Origin of the sequence: Novosphingobium sp. AAP1 (assembly GCF_001295765.1) — a bacterium.
Classification (GTDB): Bacteria; Pseudomonadota; Alphaproteobacteria; order Sphingomonadales; family Sphingomonadaceae; genus Novosphingobium; species Novosphingobium capsulatum.
Window position 1 is genome coordinate 188,542 of sequence record NZ_LJHO01000002.1, and the last position, 21,032, is coordinate 209,573.

Annotated in this window: 21 protein-coding genes and 4 tRNA genes; 19 read left to right on the top strand and 6 right to left on the bottom strand. The window is 65.8% G+C overall.

Annotation, left to right across the window (positions count from 1 at the left end; all coding sequences use genetic code 11):
- Nucleotides 1-10 precede the first annotated feature (10 nt).
- The 6 genes from IP65_RS04825 to IP65_RS04850 all read left to right on the top strand — a co-directional run bounded on the left by IP65_RS04825 (nucleotide 11) and on the right by IP65_RS04850 (nucleotide 3,232).
- On the top strand, nucleotides 11-682 hold the full coding sequence (locus tag IP65_RS04825) for a glutathione binding-like protein (RefSeq protein ID WP_054131013.1): 672 nt from the start codon (nucleotides 11-13) through the stop codon (nucleotides 680-682).
- A complete protein-coding gene (locus IP65_RS04830; protein WP_054131014.1) occupies nucleotides 679-1,530 on the top strand; it encodes a TauD/TfdA family dioxygenase in 852 nt (283 codons plus the stop codon). The genes IP65_RS04825 and IP65_RS04830 overlap by 4 nt, the downstream gene beginning before the upstream one ends.
- Before the next feature lie 141 nt (nucleotides 1,531-1,671).
- Nucleotides 1,672-1,748 (top strand) — tRNA-Pro (locus tag IP65_RS04835).
- A gap of 128 nt (nucleotides 1,749-1,876) precedes the next feature.
- Nucleotides 1,877-2,827 (top strand): thymidylate synthase, encoded by a 951-nt coding sequence (thyA, locus tag IP65_RS04840; protein WP_054131015.1) that lies wholly within the window; start codon nucleotides 1,877-1,879, stop codon nucleotides 2,825-2,827.
- A 120-nt stretch (nucleotides 2,828-2,947) separates the two neighbouring features.
- Nucleotides 2,948-3,024: transfer RNA gene (locus tag IP65_RS04845), tRNA-Asp, on the top strand.
- Between the two features lie 131 nt (nucleotides 3,025-3,155).
- Nucleotides 3,156-3,232, top strand: a tRNA-Asp gene (locus IP65_RS04850).
- Nucleotides 3,233-3,331: 99 nt separating this feature from the next.
- Here the strand turns inward: IP65_RS04850 and IP65_RS04855 are convergent.
- The 4 genes from IP65_RS04855 to IP65_RS04870 form a co-directional block, all read right to left on the bottom strand.
- Entirely contained in the window at nucleotides 3,332-3,571 is a 240-nt protein-coding gene (locus tag IP65_RS04855; protein ID WP_054131016.1) for a DUF2842 domain-containing protein, read from the bottom strand.
- Nucleotides 3,571-4,188: a 5-formyltetrahydrofolate cyclo-ligase gene (locus IP65_RS04860; protein WP_054131017.1), complete on the bottom strand. Its 618-nt coding sequence runs from the start codon at nucleotides 4,186-4,188 to the stop codon at nucleotides 3,571-3,573. The genes IP65_RS04855 and IP65_RS04860 overlap by 1 nt, the downstream gene beginning before the upstream one ends.
- A 156-nt stretch (nucleotides 4,189-4,344) precedes the next feature.
- Nucleotides 4,345-4,707 (bottom strand): cell division protein ZapA, encoded by a 363-nt coding sequence (locus IP65_RS04865; RefSeq protein ID WP_054131018.1) that lies wholly within the window; start codon nucleotides 4,705-4,707, stop codon nucleotides 4,345-4,347.
- Nucleotides 4,708-4,751: 44 nt separating this feature from the next.
- Entirely contained in the window at nucleotides 4,752-5,030 is a 279-nt protein-coding gene (locus IP65_RS04870) for a hypothetical protein (RefSeq protein ID WP_022674900.1), read from the bottom strand.
- A gap of 249 nt (nucleotides 5,031-5,279) precedes the next feature.
- Here IP65_RS04870 and tkt point away from each other — a divergent pair, with 249 nt between their 5' ends.
- The 4 genes from tkt to IP65_RS04890 all read left to right on the top strand — a co-directional run bounded on the left by tkt (nucleotide 5,280) and on the right by IP65_RS04890 (nucleotide 10,657).
- The gene (gene tkt, locus IP65_RS04875; RefSeq protein ID WP_054131019.1) at nucleotides 5,280-7,247 is read left to right on the top strand and encodes a transketolase; all 1,968 of its coding nucleotides are present in this window, start codon (nucleotides 5,280-5,282) and stop codon (nucleotides 7,245-7,247) included.
- Between the two features lie 69 nt (nucleotides 7,248-7,316).
- Complete coding sequence (gene gap / locus IP65_RS04880) at nucleotides 7,317-8,324, top strand: type I glyceraldehyde-3-phosphate dehydrogenase (RefSeq protein ID WP_054131020.1); 1,008 nt, start codon at nucleotides 7,317-7,319, stop codon at nucleotides 8,322-8,324.
- 93 nt (nucleotides 8,325-8,417) lie between these two features.
- Complete coding sequence (gene pgk, locus IP65_RS04885; RefSeq protein ID WP_054131021.1) at nucleotides 8,418-9,614, top strand: phosphoglycerate kinase; 1,197 nt, start codon at nucleotides 8,418-8,420, stop codon at nucleotides 9,612-9,614.
- 140 nt (nucleotides 9,615-9,754) lie between these two features.
- Nucleotides 9,755-10,657 (top strand): fructose bisphosphate aldolase, encoded by a 903-nt coding sequence (locus tag IP65_RS04890; protein WP_022674904.1) that lies wholly within the window; start codon nucleotides 9,755-9,757, stop codon nucleotides 10,655-10,657.
- On the opposite strand, the gene IP65_RS04895 is transcribed toward IP65_RS04890, so the two are convergent.
- Nucleotides 10,647-11,009, bottom strand: a complete 363-nt coding sequence (locus tag IP65_RS04895) for a hypothetical protein (RefSeq protein ID WP_133726826.1) — start codon at nucleotides 11,007-11,009, stop codon at nucleotides 10,647-10,649. The genes IP65_RS04890 and IP65_RS04895 overlap by 11 nt on opposite strands.
- A gap of 92 nt (nucleotides 11,010-11,101) precedes the next feature.
- Here IP65_RS04895 and thiE point away from each other — a divergent pair, with 92 nt between their 5' ends.
- From thiE to IP65_RS04910, 3 genes are all read left to right on the top strand, one after another.
- Nucleotides 11,102-11,800, top strand: a complete 699-nt coding sequence (gene thiE / locus IP65_RS04900) for a thiamine phosphate synthase (protein ID WP_022674906.1) — start codon at nucleotides 11,102-11,104, stop codon at nucleotides 11,798-11,800.
- Between the two features lie 99 nt (nucleotides 11,801-11,899).
- The gene (locus IP65_RS04905; protein WP_054131023.1) at nucleotides 11,900-13,009 is read left to right on the top strand and encodes a L,D-transpeptidase; all 1,110 of its coding nucleotides are present in this window, start codon (nucleotides 11,900-11,902) and stop codon (nucleotides 13,007-13,009) included.
- Nucleotides 13,010-13,094: 85 nt separating this feature from the next.
- The gene (locus IP65_RS04910) at nucleotides 13,095-15,044 is read left to right on the top strand and encodes an OPT family oligopeptide transporter (RefSeq protein ID WP_054131234.1); all 1,950 of its coding nucleotides are present in this window, start codon (nucleotides 13,095-13,097) and stop codon (nucleotides 15,042-15,044) included.
- 43 nt (nucleotides 15,045-15,087) lie between these two features.
- Here IP65_RS04910 and IP65_RS04915 read toward each other — a convergent pair whose 3' ends face one another.
- Nucleotides 15,088-15,522 carry a hypothetical protein gene (locus IP65_RS04915; RefSeq protein ID WP_054131024.1) on the bottom strand — a complete coding sequence of 145 codons (435 nt, stop codon included), beginning with the start codon at nucleotides 15,520-15,522 and terminating at the stop codon, nucleotides 15,088-15,090.
- A gap of 93 nt (nucleotides 15,523-15,615) precedes the next feature.
- Between IP65_RS04915 and efp the strand changes: the two genes are divergently transcribed.
- From efp to radA, 6 genes are all read left to right on the top strand, one after another.
- A complete protein-coding gene (gene efp, locus IP65_RS04920) occupies nucleotides 15,616-16,179 on the top strand; it encodes an elongation factor P (protein ID WP_054131025.1) in 564 nt (187 codons plus the stop codon).
- A 4-nt stretch (nucleotides 16,180-16,183) separates the two neighbouring features.
- Nucleotides 16,184-17,002 carry an inositol monophosphatase family protein gene (locus IP65_RS04925; protein ID WP_054131026.1) on the top strand — a complete coding sequence of 273 codons (819 nt, stop codon included), beginning with the start codon at nucleotides 16,184-16,186 and terminating at the stop codon, nucleotides 17,000-17,002.
- 54 nt (nucleotides 17,003-17,056) lie between these two features.
- A tRNA-Leu gene (locus tag IP65_RS04930) sits at nucleotides 17,057-17,140 on the top strand.
- A 43-nt stretch (nucleotides 17,141-17,183) separates the two neighbouring features.
- Entirely contained in the window at nucleotides 17,184-18,974 is a 1,791-nt protein-coding gene (locus IP65_RS04935) for a chloride channel protein (RefSeq protein ID WP_082349785.1), read from the top strand.
- Between the two features lie 117 nt (nucleotides 18,975-19,091).
- Nucleotides 19,092-19,604, top strand: coding sequence for a hypothetical protein (locus IP65_RS04940; protein ID WP_022674913.1), 513 nt, complete (start codon nucleotides 19,092-19,094; stop codon nucleotides 19,602-19,604).
- Between the two features lie 58 nt (nucleotides 19,605-19,662).
- Nucleotides 19,663-21,030: a DNA repair protein RadA gene (gene radA / locus IP65_RS04945; RefSeq protein ID WP_022674914.1), complete on the top strand. Its 1,368-nt coding sequence runs from the start codon at nucleotides 19,663-19,665 to the stop codon at nucleotides 21,028-21,030.
- Nucleotides 21,031-21,032: the final 2 nt, after the last annotated feature.

The following is a 21,032-nucleotide window of genomic DNA, read 5'->3' on the forward strand; positions in this document are numbered from 1 at the left end:
CTCTGGCTCGATGCAATTGCTAGCCTCTCCCGGCGCGACCAGCCTGCCGGCCCATGTCATCATCCGCGAGCTTGATCTGCCCGTGCCTGTTCGGTTGCTGCGGCTGGGGCCGGGGGGAGACGATCTCGCCCCGCTGACCCCGTTCGGCCGCATTCCGGCCCTGGTGCTCGACAATGGCACGGTCATCGGGGAAAATGCCGCGATCCTGCCGTTCCTGGCTGACCAGCGCCCCGGCACCGCGCTGTTCGCGCCGGCCGGCACGGTCGAGCGGGCGCAGATCCAGGCCTGGATCGGCTATATCAACAGCGAGATCCACGGCGCGACGCAGCGGGTGGGCAATCGCCCGCACCTCTATTCCGATGATCCAGCCGCGCACGAAGGCATCCGCCAGGCCGCCCGGCGCCGCCTGCGCGAGGCGTTCCAGCCGATCGAGGATCGCCTGGGCGAGGCGGAATGGCTGGTGGGCGATCGCTTCACCATTGCCGACGCTTATCTCGGCGTCTTTGCCAGCTATGTCCCGCATTTCGGCCCAGCCTTGGCCGATCTTCCCGCGCTTGCGGCGTTCTCCGCGCGTTTCGAGGCGCGACCGGCGGTCCGTGCCGCACGGGAAGCGGAAGGGCCACTGCCGTTCCGGCCCGGGGCCGGCCCGCGATCTGCTCCCGCTCAAGAGGTGCCGGCATGACGCTCGAAATTCGCAAGCACGGCCGCGTCGGTGCCGAAATCCTCGGCGTCGATCTCGCGCGCCCGCTGGCAGAGGCTGACTTCGCGGCGATCCGCGCCGCCTTTGCCGAACATGGCGTGGTGTTCTTTCGCGATCAGCAGATCACCGAAGAGCAGCACATCGCCTTTGCCCGTGCCTGGGGGCCGATCAACATCAACCGCTTTTTCGCGGCCCATCCGCGCTATCCCGAAATCGCGCTGGTGGTGAAAGAGCCGGAACAGCAGCACAATATCGGTGGCGGCTGGCACACTGATCATTCCTATGATGCCGAACCGGCGCTGGGCTCGATCCTGGTGGCGCGAGAATTGCCCCCGCACGGCGGGGCCACGGCCTTTGCCTCGATGTATGCGGCGTATGACGCGTTGCCGGCAGCGTTGCGGCAAGAGGTCGATGGCCTGCGCGCAGTGCATTCGGCCCGCCACGTCTTTGGCAGTAAGGCCGCTGCCTATGAAGCCTTGCAGGATACTCGCCGCGATGGCCGCATCGGCAACGCGGGCGCCGCCGACGTGCTCGACGATCCGGTGCACTCGGTGGTGATCACCCATCCGCTCAGCGGCAAGCGCGCGCTTTACGTCAATCCCGGTTTCACTGTGCGGATATTGGGCGTGTCAGACAGCGCCTCGGCCGATCTGCTCGCCACGCTCTATGCCCACGCCACGCGCGCGCAATTTCAGGAAGATTTTCACTGGCAACCCGGCTCGATCGCGTTCTGGGACAACCGCGCCACCTGGCACTATGCCTACAACGATTATCACGGGCACCGCCGCGAGATGCATCGCATCACCATCGAAGGCGTTCCGCTCGCCTGAGCTTTTGATCTAATCCATTGGTTTGTATGCAAAATGCACAAACTGTTGATAAGTTTTTGAAACAGGGCTTGCGCGGTCGGAATCGCCCGCATATAGGGCGGCCCTGCCCAGCGGGGACGGCCTAGCCCGAACCGCTCCGGTCGGGGAGTAGCTCAGCCTGGTAGAGCACTGTCTTCGGGAGGCAGGGGCCGGAGGTTCGAATCCTCTCTCCCCGACCACTTATTTTCCCTGCATTGCAGGGGCATGAAAAAGCCGGCCTTTGGGTCGGCTTTTTCGTTTCTGGGCCAGGGCCGGATGGGGCTTGTCGCTATTTGCGATTTCCGCCGGCACTTCTAAGGCTGTGGGCATGATGAGCCCCACCGAATCCCACAGCCCGCACTTCGAATGGCAATACCTTGACCTGATGCGCCAGATCTGGACGCAGGGTGACGAGCGGATGGACCGCACCGGCGTGGGCACCCGCGCGGTGTTTGGCACGCAATTGCGCTTCGATCTGTCGCAGGGCCGCGTTCCGCTGCTGTCGACCAAGCGGGTCTTCTGGAAAACCGCCACGCGCGAATTCTTGTGGTTCCTGACCGGCGACACCAATATTCGCGCGCTGTGCGCGCAAGGGGTGGAAATCTGGACTGATTGGCCGCTCGATCGCTATCGCCGCGAAACGGGCGAGGATATCAGCCGCGCCGATTTTTCCGCGCGGATCGTGGCTGACGCTGCCTTTGCCGCGCAATGGGGCGATCTTGGCCCGGTCTATGGCAAGCAGTGGGTCGATTGGCCGGTCTATGAGCCAGCCGGCCAGGACGGCCTGTTTCGCCGCCGCGGGCAGGGGGTTAACCAGGTGGCTGGCTTGGTCGAAAGCCTGCGCCACAATCCCGGCAGCCGCCGCCATATCGTAGAAGGGTGGAACGTGGCGGAGCTTGACGCCATGGCCCTGCCGCCGTGCCACAAGACCTATCAGTTCCAGGTGGCGGACAATCGTCTGTCTTGCGTGCTCTATCAGCGCAGCTGTGATGTGGTGCTGGGCCTGCCGTTCAACCTGTGGGGCGCGGCGCTGTTCGTGCACATGCTGGCCCAGCAGTGCGATCTTGAGCCGGGTGAACTGGTGTGGATGGGTGGGGACACCCACCTCTATCTCAATCATGCCGATCTGATCGAGGCGCAGTTGCAGCGCGTGCCGTCGGGCGATCCGCGCCTGGCCATCGCACGGCGGCCGGAATCGATCTTTGACTATCGCATCGAGGACTTCGTGGTGGAGGGCTATCATCCGCAAGGGCATCTGGCCGCCCCGGTCGCGGTGTAAGGCGCGCCGCGTTTGCGGCGGGGCGATCAAGTTTTACACAGCTTGCTGCGAAAATTCTGCATGACCCTTTGTTGACACCTGCCGCCGCCCGGCATAGAGGCGCCTCACCCCAAGGGGAATGCGGGTGTAGCTCAGTCGGTTAGAGTGCCGGCCTGTCACGCCGGAGGTCGCGGGTTCGAGCCCCGTCACTCGCGCCACCCCTTGGGTAAGATGTGGTTGGTCAACGAAAACCTTGCTCGAACAAGGCTTTCACGCCAATGCTGGAAACAGCAAATTGGTAGTTGACAGCATATCGGCCGCGTCTTAGAGGCGCAATCCCCAAGGGCACGCGGGTGTAGCTCAGTTGGTTAGAGTGCCGGCCTGTCACGCCGGAGGTCGCGGGTTCGAGCCCCGTCACTCGCGCCACTTGGTGGATTTTCAAAAAGGCCTCCTTCGGGAGGCCTTTTTCGTTTCCGGCATAAATGGCTCGGCGTGCTGATGGTCAGCTCTGCCTGTCCACGTGGCCTAGCCCCAGCGGCCGGTCTCCATCCAGATCAGGAAGCGGCGCAGCGGCAAGAGCCAGATCGTGCCCAGCACCAAGTAGATCGGCACTTGCACCAGCACCGGCAGGCGGCCGATCTGTTCGCCCAGGCCCATGACCACTCCGCCATAGATCGCTAGCGCGGCAAGCAGCGCCAGGATGCCCACCGGCTTGCGCCAGGTGGGCGGCGGCGGTGGATTGAAGTGTGGTTGGCGCTCGCTCATCAGAACGGACCGTAGAGGCGGGTGGGGGTGACCACCGCGCGCAAGGGGCGATCATGCACCTCGCGCGGCAGGCTATCGACGCATTGCGCGTCCCAGGCCATGCCGATCGGCACGGCATCGGGATGGGCTTCGAGCCAGCGATCGTAATGCCCGCCGCCCTGGCCCAGGCGCTGGCCTTGCGCGGTGAAGCCCACCAGCGGCACGAACAACACATCGGGCGTAAGCAGCGGCGCATCGGCGGCTGGCTGCTTTACGCCCCAGGGATCGGGTTCCAGCACATCGTCGAGCGGCGGCACCAGCCATTGGCGGAATTGCATCGGCGCGCCACGATCGGCAAACCACGGCAGCGCCACGGCGTGCCCAGCCTCGTGGAAGAACGTGGCATAGCTGGCCGCCGGCGCTTCCCACTGGCTGGCATTGTACAGCGCCACGGTGGCGCCGGCCGGGATCAGCGCCATCAGCGGCGCGGGCGGGCGGCGGAACAGCAGCGCGCGGGTGCGCGGATCGAGTGCCTCGACATGGGCGCGGCGCCGCGCCCGCAGGTCCTTGCGCAGCGCCCGCTTGGCGGCAACGGCGTTGTCTTCGTCCGGGAATGGGGGGGGTGACGGGCCCACCATGGGTCGTTCTCCGGGAAAATCCTCTGACGCCTCAACGTCAGGTGGGGACCATGTGCCTGTGCCAGGGCCCAGGTAGGGACAGCCCCCTTGGATTTGCTTATAGCCTCAGGGATGTTTCATGCGGCGCGTGCCGGGCAGAACCCGTCGCCGTGCAATTTAGGCGTTCGCGGCGTCAGGCTCAAGGGGCAGCGCCAGTTTTTGCGCCAGGTTTTCCACCCGCTCGGCGAGATTGGTCACGCGGGCGATCAATTCGGGCGGCGGCCCGGCTGGTGCGGGTGGCGGAGCAGCCGGCTCGGCCGGCGCAACCGGGGCAGGGCGGCTGTGCACCTCGTGCAGTTCATCGGCCAGCATCAGCGCGGCAAACAGCAGCATGCGCGCTTCACCCTGCGTGGCCATGTTCCCCAAGCGGCGCACCCGATCGTCGATCATGCGGCCCAGCATTTCGGCGTGGGCTTCTTCCCCGGCGGCAACCGAAATGGTCAGCGACCGTCCACCGATGGCCAGAGTCACGTTCGTCATCTGCATGCTCGTTGTTCCCCTGGCCCCTATCGGATGCGGCGCTGTTACTGCGGCAGGCTCGACAGCAGCAGGTCAAGCTGCTGCAATTCCTCGCTGACGCGTTCGCGCAGCTTGCGGTGGCGTGATTTCAACTCGCTCAGTTCTGCCTGCGCGTTGTGCGCCGCTGCGCTTTCCGCCTCGGCCTCGCGGCGGGCGACAACCTCTTCCAGCCGGGCCAGCGCCAGTTCGACCCGCTCGATCGCCGAAAAGAGATCGCCGGTGCCATCTGTGCCTGTGCCGTCGGTGGCAGTGCGCGCTGCCGAAGTGCCGTCCATGATTGCCATGTTTCATCCGGTATCACACTGGCCGTGGCCTGCAAGTTCCCCTGTGCATACAAAAGGGCGGGTCATGCCGACCAGGGCACCGATTGCGCTGTCAAACGGCACGGCCCAGCGCTGGGTATTGGCCCGATCACCTGCCATGGCCGACGCCGCGCTTGACGCTGGCAAGCCGGGGAACCAAAGAGACCCCGATTTCCCCGAATCAGACGCCCCGGCCGCGCCGGGCGCGCGAGTAAGGACACCAACCCGAAGATGACAAGCGATCCGACCGCGCTGGCTCCCATGGCCAACGCGATCCGTGCGCTGGCGATGGACGCGGTCCAGGCAGCGGAATCCGGCCACCCTGGCATGCCGATGGGCATGGCCGATGTTGCCACGGTGCTGTGGTCGCGCTTTCTCAAGTTCGATCCTGCCGCGCCCAAGTGGCCCGATCGCGATCGCTTCGTGCTCTCGGCCGGGCACGGCTCGATGCTGCTTTACGCGCTGCTGCATCTGTCGGGTTATCAGCAGCCGACGATGGATGACATCCGTCACTTCCGCCAGCTGAACAGCCCTTGCGCGGGCCACCCGGAAAACTTCCTGCTGCCTGGCGTGGAATGCACCACCGGCCCGCTGGGCCAGGGCTTTGCCATGGCCGTGGGCATGGCCATGGCCGAACGCCACTTGAATGCGCAGTTCGGCGATGACCTGGTCGATCACCGCACCTGGGTGGTGGCTGGCGATGGCTGCCTGATGGAAGGCATCAATCACGAAGCCGTGGGCCTGGCCGGCACGCTGGGCCTGGGCCGCATGATCGTGCTGTGGGATAACAACAAGATCACCATCGACGGCGATACCTCGCTGTCGACCAGCGAAGACGTTCTGGCTCGCTACCGCGCCAGCGGCTGGCACACCGAAGACTGCGATGGCCACGATTTCGCCGATATCGAGCGCGCGATTGCCGCGGCGATGGCTGATGATCGCCCCTCGCTGATCTCGTGCCGCACGGTGATCGGCAAGGGCGCGCCCAACAAGCAGGGCGGCCACAACGTGCATGGTTCGCCGCTGGGCAAGGACGAAATCGCCGCCGCCCGCGAATACCTGGGCTGGACCGCCGCACCGTTCGAAATCCCCGAGGATATCATGGCCAACTGGCGCGCCACGGGCGATGCCGGCCGCGATCTGCGCACCGAATGGGAAGCGCGCCTGGCGGCCAATCCGCAAGGGGCCGAACTGATGCGCCGCATGGCCGGCGAACTGCCATCGGGCGAAGAAGCGGGCCGCATCTTTGGCGAATGGCTGGGCAAGACCCAGAACATCGCCTCGCGCAAGGCATCGGAACTGGCGCTGGAAGTGCTCACTCCGCTGGTGCCCGAAATGGTTGGCGGTTCGGCCGATCTTACCGGGTCCAACAACACCAAGACCAAGGCCACGACGCCGTTTGGCCCAGCCGATTATGCCGGGCGCTATGTCTATTATGGCATTCGCGAATTCGGCATGTCGGCAGCGATGAACGGCATGGCGCTGCACGGCGGGATCATTCCCTATGGCGGCACTTTCCTGGTCTTTGCCGATTACTGCCGCAACGCCATTCGCATGTCGGCGCTGCAGCACGCGCGGGTGATCTACGTGCTCACCCACGATTCCATCGGCCTGGGCGAGGATGGCCCTACGCACCAGCCGATCGAAACGGTGATGAGCCTGCGCATGATCCCCAACCTGCAGGTGTTCCGCCCGGCCGATGCGGTGGAAACCGCCGAATGCTGGAACCTGGCGCTGGCATCGCCGCAGACGCCCTCGGTCCTGGCGCTGACCCGCCAGAACCTGCCGCAGCTGCGCCACGATGGCGCAATGCTCAGCGCCAAGGGCGCCTATCGCCTGGTGTCGGCCAATGCCGCGCGCAAGGTCGTGCTGCTGGCCACCGGTTCGGAAGTGGCGATCGCGGTTGACGTGGCCAAGACCCTGGAAGAACAGGGCATTGGCGCCGATGTCGTGTCGATGCCGAGCTGGGAACTGTTCGAGGCACAGGACGCGGCCTACAAGGCTGACGTGATCCCCGCCGACGTGCTCAAGGTCTCGATCGAGGCGGGCACCACGTTCGGCTGGCAGAAGCATGTCGGCGATGGCCTGACGATCGGTATCGACAGCTTCGGTGCCTCGGCACCGGCTCCCGTGCTGTATGATCATTTCGGCCTGACGGCTGCCAAGATCGTGCCGCAAATTCTCGAACGGCTCGGGTAAACTGCCCGGGCCGCTCGGCTCCAAGTCACCCCCATCCATCCGGTGTCTTCAATTCTAAGGAGTAAGACCATGGCGACCAAGCTTGCAATCAACGGTTTCGGGCGCATCGGCCGCAACGTGGCACGTGCCATTCTCGAACGGCCCGACTGCGGCCTGGAACTGGTCGCCATCAACGACCTCGCCAGCGCCAAGGCCAATGCCCTGCTGTTCAAGCGCGACAGCGTGCACGGCGCCTATCCTGGCACCGTGGAAGTGGATGGCAACGACCTGGTGATCGACGGCAAGCGCATCAAGGTGACCGCCGAGCGTGATCCCGCCAAGCTGCCGCACGCCGAACTGGGCATCGACATCGCGCTGGAATGCACCGGCTTCTTCACCGACCGTGAAGGCGGCATGAAGCACATCGAAGCCGGCGCCAAGAAGGTGCTGATCTCGGCTCCGGCCAAGAACGTTGACCTGACGGTCGTGTTCGGCGTGAACCACGACAAGCTGACCGCCGATCACGTGATCGTGTCGAATGCCTCGTGCACCACCAACTGCCTGGCGCCGTTCGCCAAGGTGCTCAACGATGCCATCGGCATCGAGCGTGGCCTGATGACCACGGTGCACAGCTACACCAACGACCAGAAGATCCTGGACCAGATCCACTCCGACCCGCGCCGTTCGCGCGCTGCGGCGATGAGCATGATCCCCACCACCACCGGTGCCGCCCGCGCCGTGGGTGAAGTGCTGCCCGAACTCAAGGGCAAGCTCGATGGTTCGGCGATCCGCGTGCCGACCCCGAACGTTTCGGTGGTGGACCTCACGTTCCAGCCCAAGCGCGACACGACCAAGGAAGAAGTCAACGCGCTGCTCAAGGCGGCGGCCGAAGGCCCGCTCAAGGGCGTGCTGGCCTATAGCGAAGAACCGCTGGTCTCGATCGACTACAACCATGATGCCCACTCGTCGACGGTCGACAGCCTGGAAACGGCCGTGATCGATGGCAAGCTGGTGCGCGTACTGTCGTGGTACGACAACGAATGGGGCTTCTCCAACCGCATGGTCGATACGGCCGGCGCGATGGGCAAGCTGATCTGATCACCTGAATGCGAAGGCCCGGTGCCCGCGCGTCTGCCCACAAGGCAGAGGCGGGCGCCGGGCCTTTTCCTTATGGAACAGGGGTATAGACCCATGACTTTCAAGACTCTCGATGATCTGGGCGACGTTACCGGCCAGGCCGTGCTGGTGCGCGAAGATCTCAACGTGCCGATGGCCGATGGCCAGGTGACCGACGACACCCGCCTGCGCGCCGCTGTGCCGACCCTGACCGAACTGGCCGACAAGGGCGCCAAGGTGCTCGTCCTTGCGCACTTCGGCCGCCCCAAGGGCGAACGCAGCGAGGCCAATTCGCTCAAGCAGGTGCTGCCCGCGCTCAGCCACGTGCTGGGCCGTCCGGTCGCCTTCATCGACGATTGCGCCGGGGCAGAGGCTGAAGCTGCGGTGGCCGCGCTCGACAATGGCACCATCGCCGTTCTGGAAAACACCCGCTTTCACAAGGGTGAGGAAAAGAACGATCCCGAACTGGTTGCCGCGATCGCCAAGCTGGGCCAGGCCTATGTGAACGACGCGTTCTCTGCCGCGCACCGCGCCCACGCTTCTACCGAAGGCCTGGCCAAGGTGCTGCCCGCCTATGCCGGTCGCGCCATGCAGGCCGAACTCGAAGCGCTGGAAAAGGCGCTGGGCAAGCCGGTGAAGCCGGTGGCCGCCGTGGTCGGCGGGGCCAAGGTTTCGACCAAGCTCGACGTGCTCAAGCACCTGGTGGCCAAGGTCGATCACCTGATCATCGGCGGTGGCATGGCCAACACGTTCCTGGCCGCGCGCGGCGTGGACGTGGGCAAGTCGCTGTGCGAGCATGACCTGACCGGCACCGCGGAAGAAATTCTCGACAATGCAGATAAGGCCGGCTGCACCGTGCACCTGCCCTATGACGTGGTCCTGTCCAAGGAATTTGCCGCCAATCCGCCCAGCCTGCGCACTGCCAACGTGCACGAAGTGGGCGCTGACGAAATGATCCTCGACGTGGGCCCGGCAGCGGTCGAAGCGCTGGGCGACGTGCTCAAGACCTGCCGCACCCTGGTGTGGAACGGGCCGATGGGCGCGTTCGAAATGGCACCGTTCGATGCCGCCACGGTGGCGCTGGCCAAGACGGCTGCGGCGCTGACCAAGGAAGGCTCGCTGGTTTCGGTGGCCGGGGGCGGGGACACGGTCGCCGCGCTCAACCATGCTGGTGTGGCGGGTGATTTCTCTTACATTTCAACCGCTGGCGGCGCTTTCCTCGAATGGATGGAAGGCAAGGAACTGCCCGGCGTGGCGGCTCTGGAAGCCTGATCGCAACTTTTTTACAGGCGCGTGTTGCAGTGCAGCGCGCGCCTGTTTATTGCGTGGGTGTGCATAGGTATGCGCAGCCAGATTCGCTCACCTGATTTGCGGCGCCCGCGCGCTGCTGCCCCAGATCCACAGGACCGATCATGAACCACGCTGAAATGACCGAAAAGATGGCCGCCGGACATGGCTTCATCGCCGCGCTGGACCAGAGCGGCGGGTCCACGCCCAAGGCGCTCAAGGGCTATGGCGTTGAGGAAAGCGCATATTCCAACGACGAGGAAATGTTCGGCCTGATCCACGAGATGCGCAGCCGGATCATTCGTTCGGGCGTGTTCAACGGCGAAAAGGTGATTGGCGCCATCCTGTTCGAACGCACCATGGATGGCACCGTGGATGGCAAGCCCGTGCCCACCGCCCTGATCGAAAAGGGTATCGTGCCTTTCATCAAGGTCGACAAGGGCCTGGAAACCGAAGCCAACGGCGTGCAACTGATGAAGCCGATGCCTGAACTCGACGCGCTTGTGGCGCGGTCCAAGGCGCTAGGCGTGTTCGGCACCAAGGAGCGTTCGGTGATCAATTCGGCCAATGCCGAAGGCATCGCCGCCGTCGTCAAGCAGCAGTTCGAAGTGGGCCTGCAGATCCTGGCCGGTGGCCTGATGCCGATCATCGAGCCGGAAGTGAACATCAAGAGCGAGACTCGCGAAGCCTGCGACACGCTGCTGCGTGACGAAATCCTCAAGGCACTCGATGCCTTGCCCCAGGGCACCAAGGTCATGCTCAAGCTGTCGCTGCCCAAGGTGCCCGGCACGTTTGACGCGCTGGTCGATCACCCGGCGGTGCTGCGCGTAGTTGCGCTGTCGGGTGGCTTTGCCCGGCCCGAGGCTTGCGTGGAACTGTCGAAGAACCGCGGCATCATCGCCAGCTTCAGCCGCGCGCTGCTGGAAGACCTGCGCTATCAGATGACCGACGCGGAATTCGATGCCGCGCTGGGCGGCGCCATCGATGAAATCTTTGCCGGCTCTACCCAGAAGCTGGTTACGGCGTAATCACGCTGAAATGAAACCGCCATGCGCCTGGCAGGATTCGCCTGTCGGTGCGCTTGGCGGGTTCGGCGCTATCGAGCGTCACGCCCGAGGCATCGGGCTTGCCCAGTTCCAGGTTGCGCGTTTCACGACCCACCCGCGTGGCAACGATGAGACGACCGGCGGTGATGCACCGGGCGTTTTCGGGGCAGCGGCTGTCTTCCACCACCGATAGCGGGCGCACCGTCTGGCTGCCCACCCGCGTCGCTTCGCCAAGCCGGGCCAGACCATCGCTGCGCGGCGATTGGGGCAGGGTGGCGCAGGCGCCAATGGCAATGAGCGAAAGCAGCGGCAGCAGCGGGGGCAGGATCCTCATGCCCATGCCAATGCTTCGCCCGCCGCGCGGGTTCCCGGGCGATTTCGCGCAAAGATGGACGCGCGATGGCGAAACCGGTAGGGGCGGCGTCCATGACCAAACTTGCCAGCCATCTTTACCTGATCTCGCCCCTCGATGTGGGTGGCGATTTTGCCGATCGCCTTGCCCGTGCGCTCGATGCCGGGCCGGTTGCGGCGTTCCAGTTTCGCGTCAAGGATGTGGACGAGCATGCCGCGGCCAAGCTGGCCGACCCGCTCCAGCGCATCTGCGCCGATCGTGACGTGGCGTTCATCGTCAACGATTCGGTCAGCCTGGCCAAGCGCCTGGGCGCCGATGGCGTGCACCTGGGGCAGGACGATGGCAGCGTGGCCGATGCGCGCCAACGCCTGGGCCGCGATGTGCAGATCGGCGTGACCTGCCATGCCAGCCGCCACCTGGCGATGGAAGCGGGCGAGGGTGGTGCCGATTACGTGGCGTTTGGCGCGTTCTATCCCAGCGGCACCAAGGAAACCAAGCACCGCGCCGCGCCCGAACTGCTGGCTTGGTGGTCTGCCGTGTTCGAACTGCCCTGCGTGGCGATTGGCGGCATCACCCCGGAAAACTGCGCGCCGTTGGTCACTGCCGGCGCTGATTTCCTCGCGGTGAGCGGGGCGGTCTGGGCCAATGGCCAGGGCCTGGATGAAGCAGGGGCGGTTGCAGCCTTCCTGCGCACCATTGCCGAGGCGCCACCGCGCGAAACCGAAGGATTGGGCGATCTTCGCGCCGACGACGCCGACGTCGAACCGGATTGATTGCGCGAACGCGGGAACCATCAGGAAAGATTGCGGTTTTGGCGTGGCAGCGCTGCGCCAACACACGCACGTGGCGGCTGCCCCGTTCACGGAGACCTGATGACCCGCAAAAGCCGGCTTGCCCCCTTCGCCGCACTTTCCCTTGTTGCCCTTGCCCTTTCTACCACGGCCTGCAACCAATCCACGCCCGACGATGCCGCCAGCGGCTCGGCCAGCGCCACCGCCAATCTGCCCGGCGCCGACAGCATGGCCTCGCAGGATGCCGGCCCGGGTGAACCGGCAGCCCATCCTGACGATGTCGCGCGCCCCGAAATGCAGATGCAGGTGCTGCTCGATCGCGCCGGCTTCTCCCCCGGCGTGGTGGATGGCACGCTGAACGCGGCCACGCGCAATGCCTTGCGCGCCTATCAGCAGGCGAACCAGTTGAACGCGACGGGCACGCTGGACGATGCCACCCGCGCCTATTTTTCGCGGCAGAGCAACATTCCCGCCACCCGTGTGGTGACCATCCCGGCCAGCTTTGCCGCCGGCCCGTTTGCGCCCCTGCCCAAGGATCCTTCGGCCCAGGCCAAGCTGCCGACGCTCGGCTATGCCAGCCTTGACGAAAAGCTGGGCGAGCGGTTCCACACCACGCCCGAAGTGCTTCACGCGCTCAACCCCGGCGCGCCACCGTTCGCCGCCGGGTCAAAGCTGCGCGTGCCCAACGTGGGCGCCGATGCCATCGATCCGGCGCAGGTTAGCAATGCCGCCTGGCGGCAGACCCTGGCCGACCTGGGCGTGGGCACACAGCAGCCCCATGCCACGCGCATCGTCGTCAGCCGCAAGGCCGGCACGCTGTCGGTCTATGACAGCCAGGACGAACTGGTCGCGCTGTTCACCGTCACCACCGGCTCGCAGCACGATCCGCTGCCGCTGGGCAAGTGGAAGATCAACGGCATCGATCGCAATCCCAAGTACCATTACAACCCCGCGCTGTTCTGGGACGTTTCGGATGCCAAGCCCGAAGCGATGCTGCCGCCTGGCCCCAACAGCCCGGTCGGCGTGGTGTGGATCGATCTGTCCAAACCGCACTACGGCATCCACGGCACGCCCGAGCCGGCCGCGATCGGCAAGAGCGAGAGCCATGGCTGTGTGCGGCTGACCAACTGGGATGCAGCGCGCCTGTCCGAGATGGTCGACCAGCAAACCCAGGTCGAATTCGTCGCCTGATCTTCGTTTGGCGCCATCTTTCCTTTGCCGTCTGCCCGTGCCACACGGCACGCAGCAAAGAGAATATGGCGGCAAGAAGGATGCAATGGTGGCAAGTGGCAGCAATCCCCGGGAATTGACGTGGCGCGGTGTCGCGCTGGGCGCGGTGCTGACGGTGGTCTTTACCGCAGCCAACGTCTATCTTGGGCTGCGCATCGGGTTGACGTTCGCCACCTCCATCCCGGCGGCGGTGATTTCCATGGCGATCCTGCGCCTCTTGCCGGGATCGACCATCCAGGAAAACAATATCGTCCAGACGATCGCCAGTTCGGCAGGCACGCTCTCGGCCATCGTCTTCGTGCTGCCGGGCCTGGTCATGGTCGGCTGGTGGAGCGGCTTTCCCTATTGGCAATCGGTGGCGGTGATCGCCATCGGCGGCATCCTGGGCGTGATGTATTCCGTGCCGCTGCGCCGCGCCTTGGTGACCGGTTCTGATCTGCCCTATCCCGAAGGCGTTGCTGCGGCCGAAGTGCTCAAGGTGGGCGCGGGTGAGGGCGGCGTCGAGGAAAACCGGCGCGGTCTTGCCGCCGTTGCCACTGGCACCGGGCTTTCGGTCGCCTATCCGCTGCTGGCCAAGCTGGGCCTGGTGGCGGAAGAGGCGAGCGGCGTGTTCCGCTTTGCCGGTGGTGCCACCACGGCCGGCGGTGGCCTGTCGCTGGCGCTGATCGGGGTGGGCCACCTGGTAGGCCTGGCCGTGGGGCTGGCGATCCTGACCGGCGTGATCATCGGCTTTGGCGTCTTGCTGCCGATCTACACCGCCGTCGGCGCGCCCGCCGGCACCGAATTGGCCGATTTCGTTTCCAGCGTGTTCCGCGCCAAGATCCGCTTCATTGGTGCGGGCACGATCGGCGTTGCCGCGATCTGGACCCTGCTGCGCGTGATCGGCCCGATCGTGCGCGGGATTGCCGGCGCGCTTGCCGCCAGCCGCGCCCGTGCTGCCGATGGCTATGCCGGGGTGGCCCTAGCCGAACGCGATCTGCCGATCGGCCTGGTTGGTGGCACCATCGTGGTCTTGATGCTGCCGATCGCGGCGCTACTGGCCGGCTTTGCCAGCGGCGGCCCGGTGGCTGATCACCTTGTGCCCACGCTGGTGGCGGCCGTCGCCTATGTCTTGGTCGCCGGTGTCGTCATCGCCTCGGTCTGCGGCTATATGGCCGGGCTGATCGGTGCATCGAACAGCCCGATCTCGGGCGTGGGCATTCTCGCCGCTCTGGGCATCGCGCTGGTCATGCTGGCGCTGTTCGGCCATGTCGCCGACCCTGCCGCCGGCAAGGCGCTGGTGGCCTTTGCCCTGTTCGTCACGGCACTGGTGTTTGGTGTCGCCACCATTTCCAACGACAACCTGCAGGATCTCAAGACCGGCGAACTGGTTGGCGCCACGCCGTGGCGGCAGCAGGTGGCGCTGGTGCTGGGCGTGGTGTTCGGCGCGGTGGTGATCCCGCCCATCCTCACGCTGCTCAACGGCACGTTCGGCTTTGCCGGCGCGCCGGGCGCCGGGCCAGAGGCACTGGCCGCGCCGCAGGCCGCGCTGATTTCCGCAATCATCCAGGGCGTGTTGGGGCAGGGCCTCGATTGGGAGCTGATCGCGCTGGGCGCGGGCATCGGCGCGGTGGCCATCGCCATCGACGAAGGCCTGCGTGCCACGCGCAAGGGTTCGCTTCCGCCGCTCGCCGTGGGCATGGGCATGTATCTGCCGATGCCGACGACGCTGCCCGTGGTGGTGGGCGCGGTGCTTGGCCATTTCTACAACCGCTGGGCCATGGGCCAGCGCGATCCTGCCCTGGCAGAGCGCATGGGCGTGCTCACTGCCACCGGCCTGATCGTGGGCGACGGGCTGTTCAACATTGCCTTTGCCGCGATCGTGGCCGGCAGTGGCAAGGCCGATGTGATGACGGTGGTGGCGCACAATGCCTGGGCCATGCCGCTGGGCCTGGCGCTGTTTGGCGCGCTGATCGCCTTTGCCTATGCCCGCATGGCGCGCGGCGCCCGCATTTGACTTGTGCTCGCCGGCCCCGTGTGTGGGCCGGCGGCAACAGTGGTCAGTTGGCCCCGTTCACGCCGGCTTCGGGCGCATCGGCAAAGCCGCCGCTGGGCGCGCCGGTGCGGGTGCAGCGCACACCGGTGCGCTTGCCGTTGGCATCAAGCTGCAGCACCGTGTTCGGGCCCTGCGCCTGAAACGTGCGGCCGTAATAGGGGCCCGAGGTAAAGCTCATCGCCCGGCCCAGCAGGATATAGGTGCCGCCCCCCTTGCCATCGGGCGTGCGATAGCTGGAATCGGGCGTAATGCGAAATTCCTGGTCGGGCACATGGCGCGGCAGAATCGCGGCATCGCCGCCCTGTTCGCAGGTCCAGCGGCCGTTGTGCAGCGTGCCCAGATCGCCGCCCGGCACGGCGTGGGCCGGCAGCGAAGCGGTGGATGCGGCCAGCATCAGGGCAAGGGCCGCCAGCGAGGCATTGCGTGCGCGCATGGTCATGCCGCACCGGCTAGCATGCATCAGCGGCTTGAAGCAATCGGCCACCTCGGCTAAGGCGCGGCCTTTCCTACTTTGGTCAGGGCTCTTTCCATCATGAAGATCAGCGGCGTGGACATCCGTCCGGGCAACATCCTGGAATACGAAAAAGGCATCTGGAAGGTTGCCAAGACCCAGCACACCCAGCCCGGCAAGGGCGGCGCGTTCATGCAGGTCGAAATGAAGAACCTGATCGATGGCCGCAAGACCAACGTGCGCTTTCGCAGCGCCGACACGGTCGAGCGCGTGCGCCTCGATACCAAGGACTTCCAGTTCCTCTATGCCGAGGGCGAAGACCTGGTGTTCATGGACGTGGAAACCTACGACCAGATCACGCTGCCCAGCGATCTTCTCGGCGATGCCGCTGCGTTCCTGCAGGATGGCATGACCGTGCTGCTCGAAATGTATGACGAGCGCCCGATCTCGGTCGAACTGCCCGAAACCGTCGAAGCCACCATCGTCGAAGCCGACGCCGTGGTGAAGGGCCAGACCGCCTCTTCGTCGTACAAGCCGGCCGTGCTCGACAATGGCGTGCGCATCCTGGTGCCGCCGCACATCGAAAGCGGCACGCGCATCGTGGTGGACGTGTACGAGCGTTCCTACGTCGGCAAGGCGGGCTGATCTCATGGCGATTTCCGGTCTCGTCCGGGTGATGGAGCGTGCCGCCCGCAAGGCTGGCACGCGCCTGCGCCGCGACTTCGGCGAAGTCGAGCACCTTCAGGTGAGCCGCAAGGGCCCGGCCGATTTCGTGTCCAAGGCTGATCGCGCTGCCGAGCAGACGATCTACGAGGAACTGCGCGCCGCGCGCCCCGACTGGGGCTTCCTGATGGAAGAAGGCGGCGTGGTTGAAGGCGATGCCACCAAGCCGCGCTGGATTATCGATCCGCTCGATGGCACCACCAATTTCCTCCACGGCATCCCGCATTTCGCGATCTCGATCGCGGTGCAGGAACCGGCGCTGGATGGTTCGGGTTGGGGCGATGTCATTGCCGGCCTGGTCTATCAGCCGATGACCGACGAAAGCTTCTGGGCCGAAAAGACCCGTGGCGCCTGGTTGCAGGATCGCCGCCTGCGCGTTTCGGCCCGCCGCAATCTCGAAGATGCGGTCGTTGCCACCGGCATTCCCTTCCTGGGTTATGGCGACATGGGCGAATGGACCCGCATCTATCATGAAATCGGCATGCGCGTGGCGGGCATCCGCCGCTTTGGCGCCGCGTCGCTCGATCTCGCCTGGGTTGCCGCTGGCCGCTATGATGGGTTCTGGGAAAGCAACCTCAAGCCGTGGGACACGGCCGCCGGGTGCCTTCTGGTGCGTGAAGCGGGCGGCTTCGTGTCGGACTATCGCGGCCGTTCGCAGCCGATCTGCGACGCAACCGTGCTGGCCGCCAACGATGCGATGCATTCCAAGCTGCACAAGCTGGTGGCAACTGCCATCAAGGCTTGAAAGTTGGTTGAACCTTTTTGCCGGGGCGGTTAAAGCGCCCCGGCAAGCCGCAGTGCCCCTGTGGTGGAATGGTAGACGCGACCGACTCAAAATCGGTTGTCGAAAGACGTGCCCGTTCGAGTCGGGCCAGGGGCACCATTTTCCGGCCATGCTGTTCCGGCTCTCGATCGCGGGTTGACCGATGCCCCATTCCGGCTCTTCCTCGCCCCGGCGCAGCATTTCCCACACATTGTCCAACACGCTGATCAAGCTGGTCGTGCGCCTGCGCCGTCTGCTGCGCGAGCGGGAAGCCGCCTTCATCGTCCTGGCGGCGATCGCCGGGGCATTGGCCGGCCTTTCGACCAACCTGCTCAGTTTCATCGCCCATGCCATGCAGCAGGTGTTCTATGGCCTGGAGGGCAACCGGCTGAGCGCGCTGGCGGAAATCCGCCATCCCTGGCGACTGCTCGCTCTGCCGCTCGGCGGCCTCGTCCTCGCGCTATGGGCGCGCTGGCTGCGCCGTCGCAATCGCCCGCTGATCGACGTGGTCGAAGCCAATGCCCTGCATGGCGGGCGCATTCCGCCCGCCGACAACCTGATCATTGCCGGGCAGACGGTGATTTCCAACGGCGTCGGCGCTTCGGTCGGGCTCGAGGCGGCCTATGCCCAGATGGGCGGTGGCATGGCATCGGTGCTGGGCCAGGCGATGAAGCTGCGCCGCAACGATCTGCGCACGCTGGTGGGTGCCGGGGCCGGCGCGGCGGTAGGCGCGGCGTTCAATGCGCCGCTCGCCGGCGCGTTCTATGCGTTCGAGATCGTGATTGGTTCGTTCGTGCCCGGCGCGGTGGCGCCGGTCATGGCGGCGGCGCTGGCCGCGGCTGGCATGTCGCGCCTGATGGGCAGCGAACCCTGGCTGATCGCTACCACGGCCGTGGGCCGCAGCCTCACGTTCGAGCATTACTTGGCCTATGGCGTGCTGGGGCTGGCGGCAGCGGTGGTCGGCATCATCGTCATGCGCCTGGTCACGGCGGCCGAACTGACGCTGGCGCGGTTTAAGTGGCTGGCGCGCTGGCGGCCGATCCTGGGCGGCTTCCTGCTAGTGCCGCTCGCCCTGCTGACGCCGCAATCGCTTTCGGCCGGACACGGCGCGCTGCATCTCAACCTGGCACTGCGGCCTGGGCTGGATTTCCTCGGCCTGGTGCTCTTGGCCAAGATTGCCGCCTGTGTCGTCGCGCTGTCCAGCGGCTTTCGCGGCGGGCTGTTCTTCGCCTCGCTGTTTCTCGGTTCGGTGGTGGGCCAGGCCTTTTCGATCATCGCGGGGCAGCTCTTTCCCGGCCTCTCGCTCGATCCCACCGACGCGGCGCTGGTCGGCATGGCGGCGCTGAGCGTGTCGATTGTCGGTGGGCCGATGACGCTCGCCATGCTCATGCTGGAAATCACACACGATTTCGCATTGATGGGCGTGGTCCTTACCGCCTCGCTGGTCTCGGGCACGCTGACCCGCGAAGTGTTCGGCTATTCGTTCTCCACCTGGCGCCTGCATGTGCGCGGCAGCAACATTCGCGGCCCGCGCGATATCGGCTGGATGCTCAACCTGTCGGCCGGCCGGATCATGCGCCGCGACTGGGTGTCGATGCCCGAAGACCTGACGATCGAGGAATTCCGCACGCGCATGCCGCTCGGCTCGGCCAGCAAGGCGGTTCTGGTCGACGATGAGGGGCACTATCGCGGGATCATGGCCACGGCAGCGGCCTATCGCCCCGATCTCGCGCCCGACATGCGGCTCCACGCCCTGGCCGGCTTGACCGGCGTCACGCTTGGCCCGGCATCAGACATCAAGGCGGTCCTGGCCCTGTTCGACGAATATGCCGCCGATGAAATCGCTGTGGTCGATGGCGTGGGCGTCGTGCAGGGGGTGATCACCGAACGCCACGCCCGCCGCCGCTATCTCGAAGAAGTGGAAGCCGCACAGCGCTCGACGTTCAGCGAATAGGCGCGGCTGCTTTTCCCTTCGCCTATGTCGTTGGCAGATTTCCGATCGCCTGGCGCGCGGGCAGGGATATAGCCCACGGCTCATCCTGTCGCGTCCGAAAAATGGAGATGCACGAGTATGTTGCAAAGCGCAGTGGCGATCGCTTCGCATACCCCGGTCTATGTCTGGTTCGTCCTTGGCCTCGTGCTGTTGCGGGCATGGCAGGCTACCCGTCCGCGCACGACCGGCCTGGCCGGGCCATTGGTGTTGCCGGGCTTGATCGTTGTCCTCGGCGTGGTCGGATTGGTTGCGGCGCATGCCACGGCGCTGGAAGTGGCCGTGTGGGTGGCCGCGTTGCTGCTGGGCGGGCTGGTCGGCCGGCCGCTGGGGCATCACCTGCTGTTGCGGGCCGAGCCGGGGCCGCCGGTTCGGCTGCATCTGCGCGGGAGCTGGCTGATCTTTGCGCTGATCCTCGTCATCTTTGCCCTGCGCTATGGCATGGCGGTGTTCGATGCGGTCGATCCCGTCACGGCGCATCAGCCCGCGCTGCGCCTGGTGGAAACGGTCGTGCGGGGCGCGCTGTCCGGGCTTTTGGTTGGTCGCGGGCTGGGCGTGCTGCTCTCAGCCCGGGCGATGCGCGCCGCTCATTGATGCCGCAATGGCGGATCCGGCGCTTGCGTTCTTGCTCTGTTCGCGTTAGCGCGGGCTCATGGCCAAGCCCAAACGTCGTTATATCTGCCAGGCCTGTGGCAGTGTCTCTCCGCGCTGGCAGGGGCAGTGCCCCGATTGCGCCGAATGGAACACCCTGGTGGAAGAAGCGCCGCAGACGGTGTTTTCCGCCAAGCATGACCTGTCGAGCGGCGGCCGCGCGGTGCAGTTCGTCTCGCTCGATAGCCCGGTTGCCCTGCCGCAGCGGCGCAAGACGGGCCTGGCTGAATTCGATCGCGCCCTGGGCGGCGGGCTGGTGCCGGGCTCGGCCATCCTGATGGGTGGCGATCCCGGGATCGGCAAGTCCACCCTGCTGCTGCAGACGGCGGCCAGCATCGCCAACAGCGGCGGCATGGTCGTTTATATCAGTGGGGAAGAGGCGTCGGACCAGATCCGCCTGCGCGCCGATCGACTGGGGCTGGGCAAGGCGCCGATCCGCCTCGCCTCCACCACCTCGGTGCGCGACATTCTCACCACGCTCGGCAGCATGGAAGCGCCGGCCCTGCTGGTGATCGATTCGATCCAGACCATGCATTCCGACCAGATCGAGGGCGCGCCCGGCACGGTCAGCCAGGTGCGCGGCTGCGCGTTCGAGCTGATCCGCTACGCCAAGGAAAACGGCGTGGCCCTTGTACTGGTCGGCCACGTCACCAAGGATGGTTCGATCGCGGGCCCGCGCGTGCTCGAACATATGGTCGACGTGGTGATGAGCTTCGAAGGGGAGCGCAGCCACCAGTATCGCATCCTGCGCGCGATCAAGAACCGCTTTGGCGCAGTGGATGAAATTGGCGTTTTCGCCATGGCCGGGGCAGGGCTGGAGGAAGTGGGCAATCCCTCGCTTTTGTTCCTGTCGGGCCGGGAAGAGCCGGTGCCGGGCAGCGCCGTGTTTCCGGCGCTGGAAGGTACGCGGCCGGTCCTGGTCGAAATCCAGGCGCTCACCGTGCGCCTTGCCAGCGGCGCCACCCCGCGCCGCGCCGTGGTCGGCTGGGATTCGGGGCGGCTGGCGATGCTGCTCGCCGTGCTCGAATCGCGCTGCGGTCTCAGCTTTTCCTCGGCCGAAGTCTATCTCAACGTGGCGGGCGGCTATCGCCTGACCGATCCCGCGGCCGATCTTGCGGTGGCCGCCGCGCTGGTCTCGGCACTGGCCGATCGGCCCCTGGCGGCTGGCACCGCCTGGTTTGGCGAGGTCTCGCTCGCCGGTGAAGTGCGCCCCGTGGCGCATTCCGGCGTGCGTCTGCGCGAGGCGGCTAAGCTGGGCTTTACCCAGCTGAACGGCCCCGATGGCGCGGCGGAAAAGGTCGAGGGTTTGCGCTATTCCCCGATCCGGCTGCTCCCAAATCTCGTTGACCGGGTGATGACCGGCGCTTAATC

Coding starts and splice junctions, on each gene's coding strand:
- IP65_RS04825 (WP_054131013.1), top strand. CDS start 11: ATGCAATTGCTAGCCTCTCCCGGCGCGACCAGCCTGCCGGCCCATGTC.
- IP65_RS04830 (WP_054131014.1), top strand. CDS start 679: ATGACGCTCGAAATTCGCAAGCACGGCCGCGTCGGTGCCGAAATCCTC.
- thyA (WP_054131015.1), top strand. CDS start 1,877: ATGATGAGCCCCACCGAATCCCACAGCCCGCACTTCGAATGGCAATAC.
- IP65_RS04855 (WP_054131016.1), bottom strand. CDS start 3,571: ATGAGCGAGCGCCAACCACACTTCAATCCACCGCCGCCGCCCACCTGG.
- IP65_RS04860 (WP_054131017.1), bottom strand. CDS start 4,188: ATGGTGGGCCCGTCACCCCCCCCATTCCCGGACGAAGACAACGCCGTT.
- IP65_RS04865 (WP_054131018.1), bottom strand. CDS start 4,707: ATGACGAACGTGACTCTGGCCATCGGTGGACGGTCGCTGACCATTTCG.
- IP65_RS04870 (WP_022674900.1), bottom strand. CDS start 5,030: ATGGCAATCATGGACGGCACTTCGGCAGCGCGCACTGCCACCGACGGC.
- tkt (WP_054131019.1), top strand. CDS start 5,280: ATGACAAGCGATCCGACCGCGCTGGCTCCCATGGCCAACGCGATCCGT.
- gap (WP_054131020.1), top strand. CDS start 7,317: ATGGCGACCAAGCTTGCAATCAACGGTTTCGGGCGCATCGGCCGCAAC.
- pgk (WP_054131021.1), top strand. CDS start 8,418: ATGACTTTCAAGACTCTCGATGATCTGGGCGACGTTACCGGCCAGGCC.
- IP65_RS04890 (WP_022674904.1), top strand. CDS start 9,755: ATGAACCACGCTGAAATGACCGAAAAGATGGCCGCCGGACATGGCTTC.
- IP65_RS04895 (WP_133726826.1), bottom strand. CDS start 11,009: ATGAGGATCCTGCCCCCGCTGCTGCCGCTGCTTTCGCTCATTGCCATT.
- thiE (WP_022674906.1), top strand. CDS start 11,102: ATGACCAAACTTGCCAGCCATCTTTACCTGATCTCGCCCCTCGATGTG.
- IP65_RS04905 (WP_054131023.1), top strand. CDS start 11,900: ATGACCCGCAAAAGCCGGCTTGCCCCCTTCGCCGCACTTTCCCTTGTT.
- IP65_RS04910 (WP_054131234.1), top strand. CDS start 13,095: ATGGTGGCAAGTGGCAGCAATCCCCGGGAATTGACGTGGCGCGGTGTC.
- IP65_RS04915 (WP_054131024.1), bottom strand. CDS start 15,522: ATGACCATGCGCGCACGCAATGCCTCGCTGGCGGCCCTTGCCCTGATG.
- efp (WP_054131025.1), top strand. CDS start 15,616: ATGAAGATCAGCGGCGTGGACATCCGTCCGGGCAACATCCTGGAATAC.
- IP65_RS04925 (WP_054131026.1), top strand. CDS start 16,184: ATGGCGATTTCCGGTCTCGTCCGGGTGATGGAGCGTGCCGCCCGCAAG.
- IP65_RS04935 (WP_082349785.1), top strand. CDS start 17,184: ATGCCCCATTCCGGCTCTTCCTCGCCCCGGCGCAGCATTTCCCACACA.
- IP65_RS04940 (WP_022674913.1), top strand. CDS start 19,092: ATGTTGCAAAGCGCAGTGGCGATCGCTTCGCATACCCCGGTCTATGTC.
- radA (WP_022674914.1), top strand. CDS start 19,663: ATGGCCAAGCCCAAACGTCGTTATATCTGCCAGGCCTGTGGCAGTGTC.